Here is a 21,932-nt window from a genome sequence, read left to right on the forward strand (position 1 = left end):
AACTGCCGCAGTCAGAACAGGTGCGGCGATTCGTGATGCAACCTGTGGTCGTGGCGCACAGTTCCGCCGTACAGCGCCATCGCCCCGGCCAGTGCGACGACGCACAGAGACCCGGAGATCACCGCCCAGCCGCCCTGCCCGGATCCCGCGGCGACGAGGAACCCGCCGAGACAGACCACCGAGAGCAGAACCAGTGCGAAGCTGACCCAAGCTGCGAAGAGATTGAGTTTCATTGCACTCACCTCACCTTCGAGAACGTGGTCCCGACGCTACGCCCGACCTGCACCGACGACAAGGCGGACCGGTTTTCTTCGGGCCGCCGTGGGTAACCGGAAGGCATGAACCTCGAGAGCGTGTTCCGGAAAGCGGAGGCCGCCCGGTTCCTCGACGGTGGCAGCCGGTTTCTGCAGCAGCGGATCCAGGGGGCACTCGGTTCCTCCGCCGCGGGCCCGTTGTTGCGCGGGTCCTGGCTCGGGCACCCCGTGCATCCCGTTCTCGTCAGCCTCCCCATCGGGGCGTGGGTCGGCGCGAGCGTCTTCGATCTGGCATTTCGTGATCACGCCGGCGCACGGAGGCTGATCGGCCTCGGACTGCTCGCCGCTCCCCCGACGCTGATGACCGGCTGGGTGGACTGGGCCGAACGCGATACCGTACAGCGCCGCGTCGGACTGATCCACGCCGAGGCCAACGCCATCGGTGTCGTGGCCATGCTCGCGTCCTACGTTCGCCGCAGACACGGTACGGACGGACGCGCTGTCGCCACGAGCACCGCGGGACTCCTCGCGATCGGCATCGGCGGCGCGCTCGGCGGGCATCTGACCTACGCAATGGGCGCAGGGGTCGACGAGGTGCGGGAGGGTCCGCGGTCGGACTCGCCCCTCACCTCGGTGGGATGAAGAATCGAGGAACGTCATGATCGTGCTCGGACTGATCTTGCTCCTGATCGGATGGCTGGCCGGCATCAACTGGCTCTGGACCATCGGCATCATCCTCGTGGTGATCGGCGTGGTCCTGTGGATTCTCGGCGCGACCGGGCGTGCGGTCGGCGGCAGGCGTCGCTGGTATTAGAACGCAACACCGGTCGGCTCGTGTCACCCGTCCCGTGACAGAATGCGAGTCGGTCGGTTTACAAACCCGAACTTCGGGAATCCCCGTGGCATGACGGCCATTCATCGCGAACCCAGACCTCCCGTGTGCGGCGGGCAGCCGATGAGAACGGCCGCAGTCGGCACCTCGAGACGATTACGGATTTCGATGGTCTCCGCCAACGCCAGTCCCCTCGACGTGTCGGACGGCGCCGAAGTCGGAGAGCAGAGCATTCACCTCGCCGAACTGTCGGCGGCCCTCACAAGGGAGGGCCACGACGTCACGGTCTACACGCGGGCGGAGAACGAAGACGCCCCGGAGCGCGTCACGACCGCGAGCGGGTACACAGTCGTGCACGTACCGGTCGGCCCCGCACGGCCGATGCCGGAGGCCGAGATCCTGCCGCTGATGGGGGCATTCGGCAGCTTCCTGAAGTCCGAATGGGAGGCCGAGCGGCCCGACATCGTCCACGCCCACTACTGGATGTCCGGGATCGCGACGCAACTCGCGGCCCGCACCCTCGGCATACCGGTGGTCCAGACGTTCCACGCCCTCGGAGTGGTCGAGCAGCGGTTCGAGCACGCGGACACGTCGAGCACGCACAACCGAATTCATTTGGAGCAGTTGATCGCCCGCGGCGCCACCCGAGTGGTGGCGACGTGCACGGACGAGGTCTTCGAACTCTCCCACCTCGGATTGCCCCGCTCGCGCACCTCCGTCGTCCCGTCCGGCGTCGACGTCAAGGAGTTCACGCCCGACGGCCGCGCCGACGAGAAGGGCAAACGCCACCGCCTCGTCATGGTCGGCCGGCTGGCGCCGAGCAAAGGTTTCGACACCGCCATCGAGGCGCTCACCCACTTCCCCGACACCGAACTCGTCATCGCGGGCGGACCCGCCGCCGCCGACGTCGCCGACGACCCCGAAGCGTCCAGACTGCTGACGCTGGCTCGTGAGACGAAGGTGCGCAACCGGGTACGGATCGTCGGGCGGGTACCGCGAAACGCCATGCCCGCGCTGCTGCGGTCGGCGGACGCCGTCGTGTGCACCCCGTGGTACGAGCCGTTCGGCATGGTGCCGCTCGAGGCGATGGCCTGCGGCACCCCGGTGGTCGCGTCCGCCGTCGGCGGCATGCGTGACACGGTGGTCGACGGCATCACCGGACGGCTGATCTCCCCGCGCAACCCGGTCCGCCTGGCCGAGGCCCTGCGGCAGATCTTCGACGACGACGCCCTGCGCACGGGATACGGCATGGCGGGCTGCGATCGCGCCCGCGCCCGCTACTCGTGGGACCGGGTCGCCACCGACATCCTCCGCGCCTACGGCCGCTGCGTGTCGGCCCCTCCGCGCACGAGTCGAACCGGCGCCCACTGAACTCGGGCGCCGGTTCGGCCGGTTCGGCGGCTTACGCCGTTCGGCCGTGCCAGGCCACGAGGGCGCTGTCCACGGACGCGAAGCACGGGTAGCTCGACTCCTGGCCCGCCGCCCTGAGCAACCGGTAGACCGGCCGGCCGCAGATCATCGCCCACGTCCGCCCGTCCCGGACATTCGTCGCGTGAACGGTGTCGAGCACCGACAGCCCCGCGGTTCCGATGAAGTCCACCTTCGACATGTCGAGGATGAACTGCCCCTCCGGCGAGATCCGCGTGCACACGTAGTCGCGGAACCCCGGTGCACTGAACAGGTCGATCTCGCCCCGCACCCCTACCAACATCACCCCGGAACCGAGACGTTCGGAAGTGAATTCCGCGCTCGCACAGCGTGTCGGAGCGGAACCGACGGCCGCGAGCGTTACCCTCGGCTTGCACGTGGTACCGAACTCCGTGCCCGAACACGCCATTTCAGGTTCTGGGACCCCTTGACCAACAGACATGGCTCACCCCATCTCGAACATTGAGAGGGGAAGCGGAGCACCTGCAGACAGACCCGACCTCGGACACATGACACTGTCTGCTACGGCAGCGCTTCCCGACATCGGCTGTGTGTTCAACCTCGGTTCGAGACTACTCCCGCCTGTGATGTGTCACAAGGAAATAACAGATACTGGGGCCCTCATTTGCCCTGGTGAGCGATTACAAACCGTTATGCACGGTTGTGCGGGCAGAAACAGCCGCCACGACACGTTCTGCGACCACCCGAAGTTTGACGTTCTCGCGCTGCGAACGGGTGACGAGGACGTCGAATGCGGTCTCGGCGTCGAGACCCCGCAACGCCATCACGATTCCCTTCGCCTGGTCGATGACGGAACGGGAACGAAGTGCGATACGAAGTTGCTCGATCAGATTTCTCGCCTCGCCGTACCGTCGCGCGTTGCGCACCGCGACCGATGCCGCCTCGACGTGCAACTCGAGCACCGATTCGTCCATCCGGTGGAAGGCGTGCGGCAACAGTCCGTACAGATTCAGTGCGGCCGACTGCTCCGGGCCGGGCAGCGGCACGGACAGATAGCTGTGGACTCCCGCCGGTTCGGAACTCGCGGCGTACGCCGGCCACTTCTCGTACGCGGCGGCACGGTCGGCACGCACGGGTTCGCGGGAGCGGATGGCGTCGAGCGCGGGGCCCTCACCGAATCGGTACTGCAACTCCTCGAGTGCCGCGACGTCGTCCGAGGTCGCCGCCACCGTTACCGGACCGGTCGCCCGGAGAACGGTGACCCCGGCCATCGCCGCACCCGGGAACGTCGACACGATCCGACGGCACACCCTGTTCAGCACGACCTCGAACTCGTCCTCGGGCCCCAGCAATTCGAGCACGGAGTCGAGCGAGACGGTGACCGCGTCGGCGTCGACGTCACTTGTCAACGTGTGCAGGTGAATCTCGTCAGGCATCCCACTCACTCGTCTCCCGTGACCGCCATGACCCTGCCGAGGGCCTCAGGAACGCTGATCGTGCCGCCCACACTACCCGCGCAAACGTACTGATCGGACTGGTTTGATCGGTCCTGTTCTGCGGTATTCCACCTGCGGTGTCGCCGGATCGCTACCCTGACTTCTCAGCAGCGCGAGCCGACCCACCGCTCGCAGACAGCACGGTACGCCCTACCCGGAGGTCTCATGGCCATCGCCAAGACAATCGAACCCGACCAGGATCACACACATCCCGTCGTCGAACTGCGCGTGCGAGCAACGCCCGATCAGCTCTCCGTACTGCGCGCCCTGGCAGCTACCGTTGCCATCCACGAAGACTTCGACCTCGACTCCATCGCCGACATCAAACTGGCCATGGACGAGATCTGCACCCAGCTGATCGTCCGCGCGACACCGGATGCACTTCTGGTGTGCCGGCTGCAATTTCTCGACGGCACCTTGCGAGTCGACGTTTCGAGCACCACCACCTCGGTCGACTCCCTCGGCGAGCGCTCGTTCGCCTGGCACGTCCTCAACGCCCTCACCGATTCGGTCGACCTGAAACAGGAGCCCGACCCCGCCACCGCGGGTTTCGTCACCACCATGGAATTCACCAAGGTGAAGAACGGCCTGAGTCTGTGACGTCCCATACTCACAGTGGGGGGCACACGGCCCGTTGGCCGGACGAGTATCAGGACGTCACAGCAATGTTTCAACAGATGGCAGCCCTCGACGAGGACGACCCCCGGCGCGGCAGACTTCGCGACGCCGTCGTGACTCGCTGCCTGCCGCTTGCCGAGCACATCGCACGCCGCTTCGACGGCCGCGGCGAGGCGCACGACGATCTGGTGCAGGTCGCGCGCCTCGGCCTGGTCAACTCCGTGGACCGGTTCGACGTGGAGCGGGGATCGGACTTCGTGTCGTTCGCCGTCCCCACCATCATGGGCGAGGTCCGGCGGCACTTCCGCGACACCGGGTGGGCCGTCCGGGTACCCCGCCGGATGAAGGAACTGCACCTCGCTCTCAGCCAGGCCGTCGCCGAACTGTCGCAGAGCCTCGGCCACGCCCCCACCGTCTCCGAACTCGCCGAGCATCTGGACCTGGAACAGGAGGAGGTGGCGCAGGGACTCCTCGCAGGCAACGCCTACCAGACCGTTTCCGTCGACAACACGTCCTCGGACCGGGCAGGCGAGCTGTCCATGGTGGAGACGCTCGGCGACTACGACGCCGCGATGGACGACGTCGAGAACCACGAAACCCTGCGGCCCCTGCTCCAGTCACTGCCCGAACGGGAGCGGACCGTCCTCATGCTGCGGTTCTTCGGCAACATGACCCAGACCCAGATCGCCGACCGCGTCGGCATCTCGCAGATGCACGTGTCCCGCCTGCTCGCGAAGACACTGGCGTCGCTGCGAGATCAACTCGGTGACGCGTAGGTCAGATCGTTGCCGTGTCGATCACGAATCGGTACCGCACGTCGCTGCCGACGACGCGGTCGTAGGCGGCGTCGATCTGGTCCGCCGAGATCACCTCGATCTCGGCGCCGATTCCGTGTTCGGCGCAGAAGTTCAGCATCTCCTGCGTTTGAGCGATGCCGCCCACCATCGAACCGGCCAGGCTGCGACGGTTCGCCGCGAGGCTGAACGCGCGCACCTCGATCGGCTTCTCCGGCAACCCCAGTTCGACGAGGGTGCCGTTGATCGCGAGCATGGACATGTACGCGTCGATGTCGAGATTCACCGAGACGGTGTTGACGATGAGGTCGAACTGTCCGCGCAACTGGGTGAACGTGCCCGGATCCGAGGTGGCGAAGTAGTGGTCGGCGCCGAATTTCAGGCCGTCGTCCTTCTTGCCGAGTGACTGGCTGAGCACGGTGACCTCGGCGCCCATCGCATGCGCGATCTTCACGCCGACGTGTCCGAGACCGCCCATCCCGATGACGGCGACCTTCTTGCCCGGTCCGGCGCCCCAGTGGGCGAGCGGTGAGTACAGCGTGATGCCCGCGCAGAGCAGCGGCGCCGCGACGTCCAGTTCGAGGCCGTCCGGGATGGACAGGACGAATCGTTCCGTCACGACGATGTGCGTCGAGTAGCCGCCCTGCGTCCGCTCGCCGTCCCGCCCCGTGGCGTTGTACGTCCCGGTCGCCCGGTTGAAGCAGTACTGCTCCTCGTCGGCCCGGCAGGCGTCGCATTCGCCGCAGGAATCGACGAAGCAGCCGACCCCGACGCGGTCGCCGACCCGATGCTTCGTGACATCGGAGCCGACCGCGCTCACCACGCCCGCGATCTCGTGACCGGGCACGACCGGGTAGTGGGTGCCGCCCCATTCGTTGCGGGCGGTGTGAATGTCGGAGTGGCAGATGCCGGCGAACTTGATCTCGATGAGCACGTCGAGCGGTCCGAGATCGCGGCGCTGCACGGTGGTCTTCTCGAAACGGCTGTTTGCGGACGTGACTGCGTATGCGGCTGCGGTAACCATGCTTACATGCCTACATGTTTGCGCGACCGAACGCACGTTCGGGGCCACCGCTTCCGCGGTGACCCCGAACAGACCTGAGGAATCAGTCCTCGTATTCTTCCTTCTCGGACCGCCGGCGCAGACGCCTCGCGGCCGCCACCAGGTTGCGCAGCGAAGGCTCGAGCTGCCAGTAGTGGCGAGTCTTCAGGCCACCGTCCGGGTTGGCCCACAACCGTTCCAGCGAAACCGACTCGCTCGCCTCCGTGAGCAGTTCGTCCAACTCGTCGATGTCCGGAATCCGGGCCGACCGGCTCTCGTACACACCCGGACCGACCCCGTGGGTCAGCGCCCGCTCCTTGATGGCATCGAGCACCCACGTGATGGAACGCGTCGCCACGATCGCCGTCACGTCCGCGTCGAGCCGCTCGATGGCGTCGACCACCGACGCCCGGCTCGTGTACGTGAGGTGCGTGTGGATCTGCGTCTCCGGCTTCGCCGCACCCGTCGCGAGACGGAACGCGTCGACCGCCCACTCGAGATACGCCTCGCGGCCGTTCTCGCGCAACGGCAGCAGTTCACGGATGGCCGGCTCGTCGACCTGGATGATCGCGATACCCGCGGCCTCCAGGTCGGCGATCTCGTCACGGATCACCAGCGCCAACTGGTCGGCAGTCTCGTACAGCGGCTGATCCTGGCGGACGAACGACCGCGCGATCATCGTCACCGGGCCCGTCAGTATGCCCTTGACCGGTTTGTCCGTCAGCGATTGCGCGTACGCGATCCATTCGACGGTCATCGGCTTCGGCCGCGACACGTCCCCGTAGAGGATCGGGGGACGTGTACACCGCGAGCCGTAAGCCTGCACCCAGCCGTTGTGGGTGAAGGCATACCCCTCGAGAAGCTCCGCGAAGTACTGCACCATGTCGTTGCGCTCGTGCTCACCGTGCACGAGGACGTCGAGACCGATGTCCTCCTGCAACCGGATCGTGCTTTCGATCTCCGCCTGGATCCGCGTGTAGTACTCGTCCCACTCCAGGCGCCCCTGCCCGAGCTCGTACCGGGCCCTCCGGATCTCGTTCGTCTGCGGGAACGAACCCAGCGTCGTCGCCGGAACCAGCGGCAGGTTCAGTCGCTCCTGCTGCGCGACGCGCCGCTCCTCGTACGGAGCCCGGATGCGGTCGTCCGGCTTGATGGCGTTGACCCGTGCGCGCACCGCGTGCTTGAGCTTGAAGTGCACCGACGTGGGACGCTTGCGCCACTTGTCGGACGGGCCCTCCGTCAGCGCCTTGGCCAGCGAGACCACCTCACCGACCTTCTGCTTCGCGAACGCGAGCCGGTCCGCGACGTCACCCGGGATGTCGTACTCGGACAACACGTCGTACGGCACGTGCAGCAACGACGTCGACGTCGAGACCACAAGATCGGGCACGACGTCCTTCAGGGTGTTCAGGTACGTCAGCGTGTTGTACCGGTCGACGCGCCACACGTTCCGGCCGTCGACCACACCGGCGTAGATGCGCTTGCGCTTCATCCCCGGGATCCTCGCCAGCTCGTCGGCACTGAGCCGGTGGCTGACGAGGTCGAGTCCGAGCGCCTCGACCTTGGTGGGGGCGAGGATCGCGAGAGCCTCCCCGAGATGCCCGTAAGGGCCGGTGACGAGGATGCGGGGACGCAGCGGCGCGTGCGACAACTTCTCGTACACCCGGGCCAGCGCCGCCAGCTCTTCCGGCGTGCGGTCCTCGGTGAACGACGGCTCGTCCAGCTGGATACACGTGGCGCCGGCCTTCGCCAGCTGCTCGAACAGCAGCTCGTATTCCGGCAGCAGCTTGTCCAGCAGGTCGAGGGTCGAGAAGCCGTGCCGCTTCGACGTCGGACCGACCTTCGACAGCAGGAGCAGCGACACGGGTCCCAACACGACGGGACGCAGTTCGATCCCGCGTGCCTTCGCCCGCTCGAACTCGTCAAGCAGGATCTCGGACCGCAGCGAGAACTCGGTGTTCTCGTCCAATTCGGGCTGGCGGTAGTGGTAGTTGGTGCCGAAGAACCGCACCAGCTCGAGCGGCGGGAAGTCCGGCCTGCCCCGTGCCAGCGTGAAATAGAAGTCCAGCGGATCGAGCTGGTTCTCGAGCGACGCGAACCGCTCGGGGACCGCACCGAACAGCAGCGCGTTGTCGAGTACGTGGTCGTAGTAGGAGAACGTGTTGCCCGGGACCTGGGTCAGACCGGTCGCGGCGAGCTCACTCCACGTCTCCTCCTGGAGATCCCGGGCGACGGCGACGAGTTCTTCCTTCGTTCCCGCGCCGTGCCAGTAGGACTCGAGGGCACGCTTGAGTTCGCGGCGAGGTCCGATGCGGGGATACCCCAGGATGCTGGATCCGTATGCTGCGGTGCTGGACATGCGGTCGACCTTTCTGGGCTCAGTCCGGTGGCTGAGAATGCCTCTGGGCTCGATGCACCTGTGCGCCTCTCACAACCGCCGGAGGTCGTGAAAGGCGCACAGGCGTAGTCGCCTACCTGACTACTAGCTGGCCTTCTTGCTCGCACGGCCGTTGTCGCCGTACTCGTAGAAGCCCGCGCCGGACTTCTTGCCGACCAACCCGGCCTCGACCATGCGGAGCAGCAGCGGCGGAGCCGAGTAGAGGGGCTCCTTGAACTCTTCGTACATGGAGTCGGCGATGGACTTCACCGTGTCCAGGCCCACCAGGTCGGTCAGCGCGAGCGGACCCATCGGGTGTGCGAGGCCGAGAACCGTTGCCTTGTCGATGTCTTCCTTGGTGGCGAACCCGGACTCGACCATCCGGATCGCGGACAGCAGGTACGGCACCAGGAGGGCGTTGACGACGAATCCGGAACGGTCCGCGGACCGGACGACCTGCTTGCCCAGCACGTCGCTCGCGAAGGCCTCGGCCCGCTCGGCCACCGACTTGCTCGTCTTGAGCGTGGTCACCAGCTCGACGAGGGGAAGCACGGGAACGGGGTTGAAGAAGTGCATCCCGATGACCCGCTCCGGGGCCGTCGTGGCGATGCCCAGCTTCATGATCGGGATCGACGACGTGTTGGACGCCAGCACGGCGTTCGGATCTGTCACGACCTGGTCCAGTTCGGCGAAGATCTCGCTCTTCACCTTCTCGTCCTCGACGACGGCCTCCACGACGAGCTGCCGATCCGCGAAATCACCGAGATCGGAGGTGAACCGCAGCCGCCAGGCGGCCTGCTCACGTTCCCGCTCGGTGATCTTGCCGCTGCTCACACCGCGATCGAGCGAACGCAGGATGCGCGAGCGCCCCGCGGCCGCAAGCTCACGGGTCTGCTCGAACACCAGAACGTCGACGTGTGCGCGAGCGCACACCTCTGCGATTCCGGCACCCATGATCCCGGCGCCGATCACGCCGACGCGCTGAATCTTTTCGCTGGTCACGTCAGCTCCTTTTCGTCTAGTGGAGTCGTCACCCGGGGAGGGGCCCTGTCACAGGCCCCTCCCCGGGTTCGGGTTGATCAGGTGAAACCATGATCGGTCGAAGCCTCGGACAACAAGGCTCAGTGGAACTGACCCTCTTCGGTGGAGCCCTTCAGCGCAGCGGTCGACGTGTTGGGGTCGACCGTGGTGGCGATGCTGTCGAAGTAGCCGGCGCCGACCTCACGCTGGTGCTTGATGGCGGTGAAGCCACGCTCCTCGGCGGCCTTGAACTCGCGCTCCTGCAGGTCGACGAAGGCGGTCATGCCCTCACGGGCGTAGCCGTGCGCCAGGTCGAACATGCCGTAGTTGAGCGAGTGGAAGCCGGCCAGGGTGATGAACTGGAACTTGAAGCCCATCGCGCCGAGCTCCTTCTGGAACTTCGCGATGGTCGCGTCGTCCAGGTGCGCCTTCCAGTTGAAGGACGGCGAGCAGTTGTAGGCGAGCAGCTGGTCGGGGAACTCGCTGCGCACGGACTCGGCGAACTTCTTCGCGACCTCGAGGTCCGGCACGCCGGTCTCCATCCAGATGAGGTCGGAGTACGGGGCGTAGGCCTTGGCACGCGCGATGCAGGGCTCGATGCCGTTCTTGATGCCGTAGAAGCCCTCGGCGGTGCGGGTGCCGTCGAGGAACGGGCGGTCACGCTCGTCCACGTCGGAGGTGATGAGGGTCGCGGCCTCGGCATCGGTGCGGGCGATGACCACGGTGGGGACGTCCGCGACGTCGGCCGCGAGGCGAGCCGAGGTCAGGGTGCGGATGTGCTGCTGCGTGGGGATGAGCACCTTGCCACCGAGGTGGCCGCACTTCTTCTCCGACGCGAGCTGGTCCTCCCAGTGCGAACCGGCGACACCGGCCGCGATCATGGCCTTCTGCAGCTCGTAGACGTTGAGCGCGCCACCGAAGCCGGCTTCACCGTCGGCGACGATCGGGGCGAGCCAGTTGTCGACGGACGTGTCGCCCTCGACCTTGGCGATCTCGTCGGCGCGCAGCAGCGCATTGTTGATGCGGCGCACGACCTGCGGGACCGAGTTGGCCGGGTAGAGGCTCTGGTCGGGGTAGGTGTGTCCGGACAGGTTCGCGTCACCGGCGACCTGCCAGCCGGACAGGTAGATGGCCTTGAGACCTGCACGGACCTGCTGCACGGCCTGGTTACCGGTCAGCGCGCCCAGCGAGTTGATGTAGTCCTCGTTGTTCACGAGGTCCCAGAGGATCTCGGATCCACGGCGTGCGAGGGTCGCCTCTTCGACAACTGTGCCCTGGAGCTTGGTGACCTGCTCCGCCGTGTAGTTGCGGGTTACTCCCTTCCAGCGCGGGTTGGTGTCCCAATCCTGCTGGATTTCAGCTGCGGTCTTCGGGGTGCCGGTGGTCGACATCAAGACTCCACTCTCTTCGACTTCTGGTCCGGTACGGATGTACTGCTTCACATCCTTGCCAGGCCCTTCGTATGTACTCACCGAGAATGACATAAGCAAAAAGTGCCGTCTACCTGTTGCTACTGCCAATCTTGGCTAGCTTTTCACAGCACTTTGCAAAGACTGTTAAGAAAGTTCAGCGGCAAACCTGCCCGATCGGGGAGGAAAAATACTCGCGAGTAGCAAATATTCGCAGGTGGTGAACCGAATGCACGCAACCCGTCGTACACAGATAGTTGCTCCCGCCGGACCGTGCAGTTCACCACTTGCGCAGGGGCCCCGGCGCATCGGATGTGACTGCAATCACGGATCCGGTCGGCTACCGTGACCTCGAATGGTCTCCTCCGGGCGAAGGGCACCACGATGCCGCTGTATGAATTCCGATGCGCCGCCGACTGCGGCCCGTTCGAGCGGTCGTTCCCCATGGCCGACGTGCCCCGATCGGTCCCCTGCCCCGGATGCGAAGGCGACGCCACCCGGCTCGTGTCCTCCCCGCGCCTCGGCCACGGGACCTCGCCCGCGATGAAACTCCTCGACGGAACGAAGAGGTCGGCTCACGAACCGGCCGTCGTCGCCGGGCCGCCGCCGCGGGCCGCAACCGGGCGTTCACCCGTCACGAACAACCCGCTGCACCGCCGACTTCCTCGTCCCTGACCGGCCACAGAAGGAGCGCACATGCCCGAACTGCTGTTTCCGCTCGATTCCTCGAAGAAGTTCACCGATCAGGCGATCGTCGGCCACAACCGCTGGCACCCCGACATCCCGGCCGCGGTCACGGTGAAACCGGGCGACTCCTTCCGAGTGCACTGCCGCGAATGGTTCGACGGCGCCATCCACAACGACGACTCCGCCGACGACATCCTCAACGCACCGCTCACCACCGTGCACACCCTGTCCGGACCTTTCGCCGTGGAGGGCGCGAAGCCCGGCGACCTGCTGATCGTCGACATCCTCGACGTCGGACCCATCCCCCAGGAGGATTCCGGCCCGCTGGCAGGCCAGGGCTGGGGGTACACGGGCATCTTCTCCCGCCACAACGGCGGCGGATTCCTCACCGAGCAGTTCTCCGACGCCTACAAGGCCGTGTGGGACTTCTCCGGTCAGACCGCCACGTCGCGGCACGTCCCGCACGTCTCGTTCACCGGCATCGTGCACCCCGGGCTGATGGGCACCGCGCCGTCGGCCGCCCTGCTCTCGAAGTGGAACGCGCGGGAGGGTGCGCTCATCGCCACCGACCCGGGCCGGGTTCCCCCACTCGCCCTACCGCCCGAACCGCAGGACGCCGTCCTCGGGTCCCTGCCGGGCGCCGACTTCGACCGCGTCGCCGGCGAGGCCGCCCGCACCGCTCCCCCGCGGGAGAACGGTGGCAACCAGGACATCAAGAACCTCACCAAGGGCAGCCGCGTCTTCTACCCGGTGTTCGTCGACGGCGCGAACCTGTCGGTCGGCGATCTGCACTTCTCGCAGGGAGACGGCGAGATCACGTTCTGCGGCGCCATCGAGATGGGCGGCTTCATCGACCTGCGCGTCGACATCATTCCCGGCGGGATGGACACGTACGGCGTGTCCGAGAACGCGATCTTCATGCCCGGCAACACGGATCCGCAGTATTCCGAGTGGCTCGCGTTCTCCGGGACGTCCGTCACCCTGGACGGGGAACAGAAGTACCTCGACTCGCACCTGTCCTATCAGCGTGCGTGTCTCCACGCGATCGACTACCTCACCAAGTTCGGGTACAGCCCCGAGCAGGCGTATCTCCTGCTCGGGGCCGCACCGATCGAGGGCAGGCTGTCGGGGGTCGTGGACATCCCGAACTCCTGCTCGACCGTCTACCTGCCGACGGCGATGTTCGACTTCCCCGTCGCACCGTCCACGTCGGGCCCGTTCCGGATCGACCCGGGCATCGGCGCCCCGCGCTCGGAGAACAAGGGCTGATCGCCGGACCCTCGCGAGTAAATCTTGCGAAGGTTCCGTTCGCACACCTGACCTGCACCGGTACCATTGCCGTATGTCCAAGACCTTCGTCGGTACCCGGTTGCGTCAGCTCCGAACCGAGCGTGGTCTGAGCCAGGCGGCGCTGGCGAAGACGCTGGAGATCTCGGCCAGCTACCTCAATCAGATCGAGCACGACGTCCGGCCGCTGACGGTGCCGGTGCTGCTGCGGATCAGTGAGGTCTTCGGCGTCGACACCACGTTCTTCTCCTCCCAGGACGACACGCGCCTGATCGCGGAGATGCGCGAGGTCGCGCTGGACCAGGAGATGGGCATCGACGCGGACGCCCAGGAGATCGCAGAGATGGTCGCGTCGCATCCGGGCCTGGCGAAGGCGATGGTCAATATGCACCGCCGCTTCCGCAACACCACAGCCCAGCTGGCTCTCGCGACGGAGGACCGTTACAGCGACGGCAGCGGCAGCGGCGCGATCACGATGCCGCACGAGGAGGTCCGCGACTACTTCTATCAGCGGCAGAACTATCTGCACGAACTCGACACGGCGGCGGAGGAACTGACGGCACGGATGCGGTTCCACCGCGGCGACGTCGGCGGTGAGATCGCCCGCCGGTTGCAGACCGTGCACGATGTGCAGATCGTCAAGCGCATCGACCTCGGCGAGAATGTCCTGCACCGGTACGACCCCGAGTCGCGGCTGCTGGAGATCTCGCCGCATCTGTCGGGTGGGCAGCAGGTGTTCAAGTTCGCGACCGAGCTGGCGTTCCTCGAATACGGCGACCTGCTCGACAAACTGGTGGCGGAGGGCGGCTTCACCAGCGACGAGTCCGTCGCACTCGCCCGGCTCGGGCTGGCCAACTACTTCGCCGCGGCCACGGTTCTCCCCTACGGCCAGTTCCACGACGTGGCCGAGGACTTCCGGTACGACATCGAGCGCTTGTCGGCGTTCTACTCGGTGAGCTACGAGACGATCTGCCACCGCCTCTCCACGCTGCAGCGCCCGAAGCTGCGCGGTGTCCCGTTCATGTTCGTGCGCGTCGACCGGGCGGGCAACATGTCGAAGCGGCAGTCCGCCACCGGGTTCCATTTCTCCACCAGCGGCGGCACGTGCCCGCTGTGGAACGTGTACGAGACGTTCGCATACCCCGGCAAGATCATGAACCAGATCGCGCAGATGCCGGACGGCCGCCGGTACCTGTGGATCGCCCGCACCGTCGAACGTCGCGCCCAGCGCTACGGTCAGCCCGCCAAGATCTTCGCGATCGGGCTGGGCTGCGAGATCCGGCACGCGCACCGGCTCGTGTACGGCGACGGTCTGGACCTCGACGATTCCAACCCGGGCACCCCCATCGGCGCCGGCTGCCGGGTGTGCGAGAGGGTCAACTGCCCGCAGCGCGCGTTCCCGCCCCTCGGCAAGCAACTCGACATCAGCGAGCACCAGAGTTCGGTCTCCCCGTACCTGATCCGTTAGCGCACACCGGTTCCCGGCCACACCGGGGCACTGTGAGCGGTTGTTCACGCAACCGTAATTCGCGTCACGAACACGTCACCGACAGACATTCAGGCGCAACAACGGCCGCTTAATGTTCGCCCCACGAATACACCTCTGTATACGTGGGGCGGATACATGTCCCGGGTTGCGGAGGTCCACCAAGTCCTCCGACGGAAAGGCCCGTACATGCGCACCTTCTCCAAGCGCGCCCTCGCTGCACCGACCGCGCTCGCCGCCATCGGGCTCGTGCTGACCGGTTGCGGCAGCAAGGCGTCCGACACGGCCGGCGAGTCCACCGCGGCGTCCTGTGTGGACACGTCCGGGGACACGATCAAGGTCGGGTCGCTGAACTCGTTGTCCGGCACCATGGCCATCAGTGAGGTGACCGTCCGGGACTCGATCGCACTCGCGGTCGACGAGATCAACAACTCGGGCGGCGTGCTCGGCAAGAAGATCCAGATCGTGGCCGAGGACGGCGCCTCCGAGCCCACCGTGTTCGCGGAGAAGGCCGAGAAGCTCATCAGCAGCGACTGCGTCGCGGCCGTGTTCGGCGGCTGGACGTCGTCGAGCCGCAAGGCGATGCTGCCGGTCTTCGAGGACAACAACTCGCTGCTCTACTACCCCGTGCAGTACGAGGGGCTCGAGGATTCGAAGAACATCTTCTACACCGGTGCCACCACCAACCAGCAGATCGTGCCCGCTCTCGACTACCTGAAGGAGAAGGGCGTCAAGTCGCTGTACCTGGTGGGCAGCGACTACGTGTTCCCGCAGACGGCCAACCGCATCATCAAGGCGTACGCGGAGGCCAACGGCATCGAGATCAAGGGCGAGGATTACACGCCCCTCGGCTCCACCGACTTCTCGACCATCGTCAACAAGGTCCGCTCCGCCGACGCGGACGCCGTGTTCAACACCCTGAACGGCGATTCGAACGTCGCCTTCTTCCGCGAGTACGCGAACGTCGGCCTGAAGCCCGCCGACATGCCCGTCGTGTCGGTGTCGATCGCCGAAGAGGAGGTCGGCGGCATCGGCGTCCAGAACGTCGAGGGTCAGCTGACCGCGTGGAACTACTACCAGACCATCGACACGCCGGAGAACAAGAAGTTCGTCGACGCGTACAAGGCCCGGTACGGCGCGAACAAGCCGACGTCCGACCCGATGGAAGCCGCGTACACGTCCGTGTACCTGTGGAAGAACACCGTCGAGAAGGCGAACTCGTTCGCCACCAAGGACATCCAGGACAACGCGGACGGCGTCACGTTCGCCGCACCGGAGGGTCCGGTCACCATCGACGGGTCCAACCACCACATCACCAAGACCGCGCGGATCGGTGAGATCCGGGGCGACGGCCTGATCTACACGGTCTGGGATTCGGGCACCCCGATTCAGCCGGACCCGTACCTGAAGTCTTACCCGTGGGCCGAGGCGCTGGGTAGCTAGAACACGGTCCGACGAGCACGAGGGAAGAGAGAGGACATACATCGATGGATGTAGTGATCGGACAGCTGTTCACCGGGTTGAGTATCGGATCGATCCTGTTGCTCGCAGCGTTGGGGCTGTCGTTGACATTCGGCCAGATGGGCGTCATCAACATGGCCCACGGCGAATTCATCATGGCCGGCTCGTACACGGCCTACGTGGTGCAGCAGGTGGTGTCGAGCGCCACCGGTTCTCTGTTCGTCTCTCTGCTCGTCGGCTTCGTGGTCGGCGGCGCGATGGGCGTCCTCCTCGAGGTGACGCTCGTGAAGCGGATGTACCACCGGCCGCTGGACACGCTGCTGGTGACGTTCGGTGTGGGACTGATCCTGCAGCAACTGGCCCGCGACGTCTTCGGGGCGCCCGCCGTCAACGTCGCCGCACCGGACTGGCTGTCCGGTGGGGTGGAGATCCTGGGCGCGGTGGTCCCGAAGACGCGGCTGTTCATCCTGGTGCTCGCCGTGGTGGCCGTCGTCGCGTTGTCGCTGGCGATGCAGAAGTCGTCGATGGGACGCCGCATCCGCGCCGTCGTGCAGAACCGCGATCTCGCGGAGACGAGCGGGATCTCCAGTCGCCGAACCGATGTGACGACGTTCTTCATCGGTTCCGGGCTGGCTGGTGTCGCGGGTGTGGCGCTGACCCTGATCGGTTCGACGAGCCCGACGATCGGCCAGAGTTACCTGATCGACGCGTTCCTGGTGGTCGTGGTCGGCGGCCTGGGTCAGATGAAGGGCGCGGTGATCGCCGCGTTCGCGCTCGGCATTCTCAATTCGTTCGTCGAGTACTCGACCACGGCGTCGATCGCCAAGGTCATCGTGTTCGTGGTCATCGTGGTGTTCCTGCAGGTTCGGCCGCAGGGCCTGTTCGCCGTCAAGACGAGGAGTCTCGTATGAGCATCCTGACGAGTGGCCGCTACCGCGCGTGGGCGGGATTCGCGCTGGCCGCGCTGCTTCTGTTCGTTGTCGCCCCCGCCGTCCTCAGCGACTTCCGGCTGAGTCTGCTCGGCAAGTTCCTGTGCTTCGCGATCGTCGCGGTCGGGATCGGCCTGGCCTGGGGCCGCGGCGGCATGCTCACCCTCGGTCAGGGTGTGTTCTTCGGCTTGGGCGCGTACATGATGGCGATGCATCTGAAGATCGCCGACGCCGAACTCCGCGGCGACCCCGTGCCCGACTTCATGCAGATCGCGGGCATCCGGGAACTGCCGGGCTACTGGGTGCCGTTCACGTCGCCGATCGTGACGATCCTGGGAATCCTTCTGATCCCCGCGTCGGTGGCCTTCGTGCTCGGTCTCGGCGTGTTCAAGCGCCGCGTCAAGGGCGCATATTTCGCGATCCTCAGCCAGGCGCTCGCGGCCGCGTTCGCCATCCTGCTGGTGGGTCAGCAGAGCACCGGTGGAAGCAACGGCCTCAACCGGTTCCGCACGTTCTTCGGTTTCAACCTGAACGATCCGGCCAACAAGCAGATGCTGTTCTTCATCGCCGCAGGCGTGCTGCTGGCCGTCGTCGCCGTCACCCGGCAGTTGATGAACAGCCGCTACGGCGAACTTCTCGTCGCCGTCCGGGACCAGGAGGAGCGCGTGCGCTTCCTGGGGTACGACCCGGCGAACATCAAGCTCGTCGCCTACGTGACGGCAGCGTTCTTCGCCGGCCTCGCCGGTGCGCTGTTCGTGCCGATCGTCGGCATCATCTCCCCCGCCGACGTCGGGATCGTCCCGTCGATCGCGTTCCTCATCGGGGTGGCCATCGGCGGGCGCTCCACGCTGCTCGGCCCCGTCCTCGGCGCCATCGGCGTGGCGTGGGCGCAGAGCGCCTTTTCGGAGTCGTTCCCGTCCGGCTGGATCTACGCGCAGGGTCTGCTGTTCATCGTGGTCGTCGGATTCTTCCCGGCCGGTGTCGCGGGACTGTTCGCGCTGCTGAAGCGCAAGCGGAAGGCCGCGTCCGAGCAGCAGCCACCGCCCGGGCCGGAGGACGAGACCGAGGCGGCGCAGCGAATGGAGATGGCGCGATGACGATTCCCACCACGTCCAGGGAGCCGGTGCTCGGCGGCAACGCCGGAATGTCCAGCGAGTACCTCGAGGTCCGGGACCTGCGGGTCAGCTTCGACGGCTTCAAGGCGGTCGACGGCGTCGACCTCACTCTGATGCAGGGCGATCTGCGGTTCCTGATCGGCCCCAACGGCGCGGGCAAGACCACGCTGGTCGACGCCATCACCGGGCTCGTCCCGGCGACCGGGTCGGTCACGAAATCCGGCGTCGAGTTGATCGGCAGGAAGGTGCACCGCATCGCCCGGCTCGGCGTGGGCCGCACGTTCCAGACGGCGAGCGTGTTCGAGGAACTGTCGGTGCTCCAGAACCTCGACATCGCCGCGGGCGCGGGCCGCTCCGCGCTCACCCTGCTGCGCCGCCGCAAGTCGGTGCTCCCCGCGATCGAAGAGGCGCTCGACGTCACCGGTCTCGGCAAGCTCCGCGACACCCCCGCCGGAATCCTCGCGCACGGGCAGAAGCAGTGGCTCGAGATCGGCATGCTCCTGGTACAGAACTGCTCCGTCCTGCTGCTCGACGAACCGGTGGCCGGCATGAGCCACGAGGAACGCGAGGAGACGGGAAACCTGCTGCGCCGCATCGGCGGTGAACGGACCGTCGTCGTGGTCGAGCACGACATGGACTTCATGCGCGCGTTCGCGACCTCGGTGACCGTGTTGCATGCCGGGAAGGTGCTGAGCGAGGGAACTGTCGAGCAGGTGCAGGCCGATCCACGTGTGCAGGAGGTGTACCTCGGGACCGCCGCGGCAGGCGCCGCCCCCGAGTTGCAGCCCGACGTTTCGAAGGAGGACAGCGATGCTCGAGCTTGACGACGTCCGGGCCGGGTACGGCCGAACCGAGGTGATCCACGGAGTGTCGCTGACCGTCCCCTCGGACGGGGTCGCCGCGGTGATGGGACACAACGGTGCAGGCAAGACCACGCTTCTCCGGGCCGCGGTCGGACTGATCAAGGTGAATTCCGGGCGGGTGCTGTTCGACGGCGAGGACGTCACGGCGCTGCGGCCCAGCGCCCGGGTGGCGCGCGGCCTGGCGTACGTGCCGCAGGGCCAGCAGTCGTTCGGTCAGCTGACCACCGCGGAGAACCTGCAGGTGGTGGCGGACGGCCGCAAGCGCGGCAAGGAACTCGTCGGCGAGGCGCTGGACCTGTTCCCGGCGCTGCGCGGCCTGCTCGACCGGCGCGCCGGCCTCCTCTCCGGTGGCCAGCGTCAGCAACTCGCCATCGCGCGGGCGCTGATCACGGAACCGAAGATGCTGATCCTCGACGAACCGACGGAGGGAATCCAGCCGTCCGTCGTGACGGAGATCGAACGCACGATCATGGAACTCACCCGCCGCGGCGGCCTCGGAGTTCTGTTGGTGGAACAGCACATCGGGTTCGCGCTCGAATCCGCCGAGCGCTACTACGTCCTCGAGTCCGGACGGGTCACATCGTCCGGCCACGGCGGCGCCGCACCCGATTCCGACGTCCGGACCGCGGTCTCCGACGTCCGCGCGGCGATGGCGATCTGATGGCACGCCGAGAACCGGCCGGGTCCCTCAGCGACCACGTGTACCTGTCGCTGCGCACCGATCTGATGAGCGGCCGGATCCCGCCGGGACAGCGGCTCGGCGAGGAGCGTCTCGCCGACACCTACGGGGTGTCGCGGACACCGGTGCGGGAGGCCCTGGCCCGGCTCCTCGCCGACGGACTGGTCCAGCGCGACGTGGGCGGGTTGTTTCCCTACCGCCCCCGCATCGACGAACTGGCCGGACTCTACGAACTGCGCATCACGCTCGAGCTCCAGGGAATCGCCCGGGTCCGTGCCGACGAGTCGCTGTCGCACGACCCGGACGTTCTGGGTCCGGAACTCGAGCGGTGGTACGCGCTGCGGAAGGAGAACCCGGAGCCGGATGCCGGATTCGTGGCGCTCGACGAGCAGTTCCACACGGTGCTGCTGCGGTCGGCCGGAAACCGGGCGCTGTCCGACGCGCTGGTCAGCGTGAACGCGAAGGTGCGGCCGGTCCGGATGTTCGACTATCTGACCCCCGACCGGATGAGCGCGACGATCGACGAGCACATCGCAGTGGCCGAGTTCGCGCTCGACGGCAAGCTCGACACCGCGTACGACACGCTGCTCGCGCACATCAGCGAGTCGCGGGAGGTGGTGATCGAGCGCGCCGAGCAGGCGCTGTCCCTGGCGCGGATGGCCTGGGCGATCCGTGATTGAGACAGTTGTCCAACTCGGTGGGACATTTTTCCCACCAATGCACCGAGCGGGTGCTAGCGTCTTGCTACCGCTCGGTAACACAGGTTGGGAACTCGCTTCATGTCACGCACTCTCGAAGAGAATCTGGTCGGACGCCGCGTCCTGATCACCGGCTCGGCCCGGGGAATCGGCGCCGGACTCGCCAGACGACTTCACGAGCGGGGCGCCCGCGTCGGGCTCCTCGGCCTCGAACCCGAACTCCTCGAACAGACGGCCACCACGTGCGGTCGGGCGCCGTGGTGCCGGTGCGACATCCGCGACCGGCGTGCCGTCGAGGACTCGTTCGACTACCTCACCGACCAGCTCGGCGGCCTCGACGTCGTCGTCGCGAACGCGGGAGTGACGCCCCCGGCGCACATCGTCGCGGGCGATCCGGAAGTGATGCGCTACGCCATCGAGGTCAACGTGCTCGGGACGTACCACACGCTGCGGGCCGCGGGGCCGTACATCGGGCATCGCAACGGGTACGCACTGGTCGTCGCATCGTCGACGGCATTCGACCCGCTGCGTGGTGTCCACAGTGCGACGAGAGGCGGCGCCGAGGAACTCGGCGAGGCGCTGCGGGAGGAGTTGAAGCCGCTCGGGACCCGGGTCGGCATCGCCCGGCTCGGCGAGATCGACACGGATCGCACACTGATCGGTTTCGACGGCGCAGCGGTCCCTGCACCCCGCGGCAGCGCACTCGCCCGGACCTACTCGATCACGGTGGCGATCGACGCGCTCGAACGGGGAATCGCGGGACGGAAGAACCGGATTTCCGCGCCGTCCCGGGTACCCGGGTCGGATTCTGTGCGTATGCTCGCACTCCGGGCCCTCCCACTTCGGGGCATCGCATCTCGGGCGACCGAGATGACCCGGTCGATCGAACTACGCACGCACGCAACCGTTCCTGCCAGGGGGCGAGTACAAGGAGAGGGGGCGGCGTGACCGCACGCATTCCACCGGGACGTCTGAAGGAACTCGGTCCCGTCAACTGGGTGCTGTGGCGCATCATCTCCCGCGTCGCCGGCGTCCCGGACGCGCATCTGTTCAGCACGGTGGGCCACACGGGGGGCCTCTTCCGCGCGTGGCTGCGGTACTCCGGCAAGCTGATGCCGGGCGGAAAGATCTCCCGGCACGAGACCGAACTGATCATTCTCCGGGTGGCGCACCTGCGGAAGTGCGGCTACGAGATGGACCACCACGTGCGCCTCGGACGCCGGGCCGGCGTCACCCCGGCGCTGCTCGAACAGGTGCTGGAAGGTCCGGACGCGGAAGGCTGGGACGCGCGCCGCCGCGCCATCCTCACCGCCGTCGACCAACTCGTCACCACCGACAACCTGGATGACGCCACGTGGTCGGCGCTCGGTGCGTACTTCGACGATCGCCGGCTGATCGAGTTCTGTTTTCTGGTGACCCAGTACGACGCCCTGGCCACCACCATCGGGACGCTGAGGATCGAACGCGACTACTCGTAGGCTCCGCATCGCGCAGAG

23 protein-coding genes are annotated in these 21,932 nt (G+C 66.7%); 16 read left to right on the plus strand and 7 right to left on the minus strand.

Annotated elements, in window-relative coordinates; genetic code table 11:
- Positions 1-11: 11 nt before the first annotated feature.
- Positions 12-233: a hypothetical protein gene (locus CA951_RS24380; RefSeq protein ID WP_072939646.1), complete on the minus strand. Its 222-nt coding sequence runs from the start codon at positions 231-233 to the stop codon at positions 12-14.
- Positions 234-338: 105 nt separating this feature from the next.
- On the opposite strand from CA951_RS24380, the gene CA951_RS24385 reads away from it, so the two are divergent.
- The 3 genes from CA951_RS24385 to CA951_RS24395 all read left to right on the plus strand — a co-directional run bounded on the left by CA951_RS24385 (position 339) and on the right by CA951_RS24395 (position 2,457).
- Complete coding sequence (locus tag CA951_RS24385) at positions 339-896, plus strand: DUF2231 domain-containing protein (RefSeq protein WP_087559279.1); 558 nt, start codon at positions 339-341, stop codon at positions 894-896.
- Between the two features lie 16 nt (positions 897-912).
- The gene (locus CA951_RS43510) at positions 913-1,068 is read left to right on the plus strand and encodes a DUF6131 family protein (RefSeq protein ID WP_087559280.1); all 156 of its coding nucleotides are present in this window, start codon (positions 913-915) and stop codon (positions 1,066-1,068) included.
- A gap of 186 nt (positions 1,069-1,254) precedes the next feature.
- Positions 1,255-2,457, plus strand: a complete 1,203-nt coding sequence (locus tag CA951_RS24395) for a glycosyltransferase (RefSeq protein WP_087559281.1) — start codon at positions 1,255-1,257, stop codon at positions 2,455-2,457.
- Between the two features lie 31 nt (positions 2,458-2,488).
- On the opposite strand, the gene CA951_RS24400 is transcribed toward CA951_RS24395, so the two are convergent.
- Both CA951_RS24400 and CA951_RS24405 read right to left on the minus strand, forming a co-directional pair.
- Positions 2,489-2,797 (minus strand): STAS domain-containing protein, encoded by a 309-nt coding sequence (locus tag CA951_RS24400; RefSeq protein WP_236581068.1) that lies wholly within the window; start codon positions 2,795-2,797, stop codon positions 2,489-2,491.
- A gap of 358 nt (positions 2,798-3,155) precedes the next feature.
- Positions 3,156-3,911, minus strand: coding sequence for a GAF and ANTAR domain-containing protein (locus tag CA951_RS24405; protein ID WP_087559283.1), 756 nt, complete (start codon positions 3,909-3,911; stop codon positions 3,156-3,158).
- Positions 3,912-4,136: 225 nt separating this feature from the next.
- Here CA951_RS24405 and CA951_RS24410 point away from each other — a divergent pair, with 225 nt between their 5' ends.
- Together CA951_RS24410 and CA951_RS24415 are read left to right on the plus strand one after the other, a co-directional pair.
- The gene (locus tag CA951_RS24410; protein WP_087559284.1) at positions 4,137-4,571 is read left to right on the plus strand and encodes an ATP-binding protein; all 435 of its coding nucleotides are present in this window, start codon (positions 4,137-4,139) and stop codon (positions 4,569-4,571) included.
- The gene (locus CA951_RS24415; protein WP_087559285.1) at positions 4,568-5,365 is read left to right on the plus strand and encodes an RNA polymerase sigma factor SigF; all 798 of its coding nucleotides are present in this window, start codon (positions 4,568-4,570) and stop codon (positions 5,363-5,365) included. The genes CA951_RS24410 and CA951_RS24415 overlap by 4 nt, the downstream gene beginning before the upstream one ends.
- A gap of 1 nt (position 5,366) precedes the next feature.
- Here CA951_RS24415 and CA951_RS24420 read toward each other — a convergent pair whose 3' ends face one another.
- From CA951_RS24420 to aceA, 4 genes are all read right to left on the minus strand, one after another.
- Positions 5,367-6,407, minus strand: coding sequence for an NAD(P)-dependent alcohol dehydrogenase (locus CA951_RS24420; RefSeq protein ID WP_087559286.1), 1,041 nt, complete (start codon positions 6,405-6,407; stop codon positions 5,367-5,369).
- Between the two features lie 82 nt (positions 6,408-6,489).
- Complete coding sequence (metE, locus tag CA951_RS24425) at positions 6,490-8,784, minus strand: 5-methyltetrahydropteroyltriglutamate--homocysteine S-methyltransferase (RefSeq protein ID WP_087559287.1); 2,295 nt, start codon at positions 8,782-8,784, stop codon at positions 6,490-6,492.
- A 123-nt stretch (positions 8,785-8,907) separates the two neighbouring features.
- On the minus strand, positions 8,908-9,804 hold the full coding sequence (locus tag CA951_RS24430; RefSeq protein ID WP_087559288.1) for a 3-hydroxybutyryl-CoA dehydrogenase: 897 nt from the start codon (positions 9,802-9,804) through the stop codon (positions 8,908-8,910).
- 119 nt (positions 9,805-9,923) lie between these two features.
- Positions 9,924-11,213, minus strand: coding sequence for an isocitrate lyase (gene aceA / locus CA951_RS24435; RefSeq protein WP_087559289.1), 1,290 nt, complete (start codon positions 11,211-11,213; stop codon positions 9,924-9,926).
- 402 nt (positions 11,214-11,615) lie between these two features.
- On the opposite strand from aceA, the gene CA951_RS24440 reads away from it, so the two are divergent.
- The 11 genes from CA951_RS24440 to CA951_RS24490 all read left to right on the plus strand — a co-directional run bounded on the left by CA951_RS24440 (position 11,616) and on the right by CA951_RS24490 (position 21,914).
- Entirely contained in the window at positions 11,616-11,906 is a 291-nt protein-coding gene (locus CA951_RS24440; protein WP_087559396.1) for an FmdB family zinc ribbon protein, read from the plus strand.
- 21 nt (positions 11,907-11,927) lie between these two features.
- Positions 11,928-13,187, plus strand: a complete 1,260-nt coding sequence (fmdA, locus tag CA951_RS24445) for a formamidase (RefSeq protein WP_087559290.1) — start codon at positions 11,928-11,930, stop codon at positions 13,185-13,187.
- Between the two features lie 73 nt (positions 13,188-13,260).
- Positions 13,261-14,673, plus strand: coding sequence for an acetate metabolism transcriptional regulator RamB (gene ramB, locus CA951_RS24450; RefSeq protein WP_012689049.1), 1,413 nt, complete (start codon positions 13,261-13,263; stop codon positions 14,671-14,673).
- Between the two features lie 207 nt (positions 14,674-14,880).
- On the plus strand, positions 14,881-16,134 hold the full coding sequence (urtA, locus tag CA951_RS24455; RefSeq protein WP_087559291.1) for an urea ABC transporter substrate-binding protein: 1,254 nt from the start codon (positions 14,881-14,883) through the stop codon (positions 16,132-16,134).
- Between the two features lie 44 nt (positions 16,135-16,178).
- Complete coding sequence (gene urtB / locus CA951_RS24460) at positions 16,179-17,063, plus strand: urea ABC transporter permease subunit UrtB (protein WP_087559292.1); 885 nt, start codon at positions 16,179-16,181, stop codon at positions 17,061-17,063.
- Positions 17,060-18,178, plus strand: coding sequence for an urea ABC transporter permease subunit UrtC (gene urtC / locus CA951_RS24465; protein ID WP_087559293.1), 1,119 nt, complete (start codon positions 17,060-17,062; stop codon positions 18,176-18,178). The genes urtB and urtC overlap by 4 nt, the downstream gene beginning before the upstream one ends.
- Positions 18,175-19,020, plus strand: a complete 846-nt coding sequence (gene urtD, locus CA951_RS24470) for an urea ABC transporter ATP-binding protein UrtD (RefSeq protein WP_087559294.1) — start codon at positions 18,175-18,177, stop codon at positions 19,018-19,020. The genes urtC and urtD overlap by 4 nt, the downstream gene beginning before the upstream one ends.
- On the plus strand, positions 19,007-19,720 hold the full coding sequence (gene urtE, locus CA951_RS24475; protein ID WP_087559295.1) for an urea ABC transporter ATP-binding subunit UrtE: 714 nt from the start codon (positions 19,007-19,009) through the stop codon (positions 19,718-19,720). Before urtD ends, urtE begins: the two co-directional genes overlap by 14 nt.
- Entirely contained in the window at positions 19,720-20,418 is a 699-nt protein-coding gene (locus tag CA951_RS24480) for a GntR family transcriptional regulator (protein ID WP_087559296.1), read from the plus strand. The genes urtE and CA951_RS24480 overlap by 1 nt, the downstream gene beginning before the upstream one ends.
- Positions 20,419-20,517: 99 nt before the next feature.
- Positions 20,518-21,384 carry an SDR family NAD(P)-dependent oxidoreductase gene (locus tag CA951_RS24485; RefSeq protein WP_087559297.1) on the plus strand — a complete coding sequence of 289 codons (867 nt, stop codon included), beginning with the start codon at positions 20,518-20,520 and terminating at the stop codon, positions 21,382-21,384.
- Positions 21,381-21,914 (plus strand): carboxymuconolactone decarboxylase family protein, encoded by a 534-nt coding sequence (locus tag CA951_RS24490; RefSeq protein WP_087559298.1) that lies wholly within the window; start codon positions 21,381-21,383, stop codon positions 21,912-21,914. Before CA951_RS24485 ends, CA951_RS24490 begins: the two co-directional genes overlap by 4 nt.
- The last annotated feature ends 18 nt before the right edge of the window (positions 21,915-21,932 follow it).

The sequence above is a fragment of the Rhodococcus sp. NCIMB 12038 genome (genome assembly GCF_002165735.1).
Taxonomy (GTDB): Bacteria; Actinomycetota; Actinomycetes; order Mycobacteriales; family Mycobacteriaceae; genus Rhodococcus_F.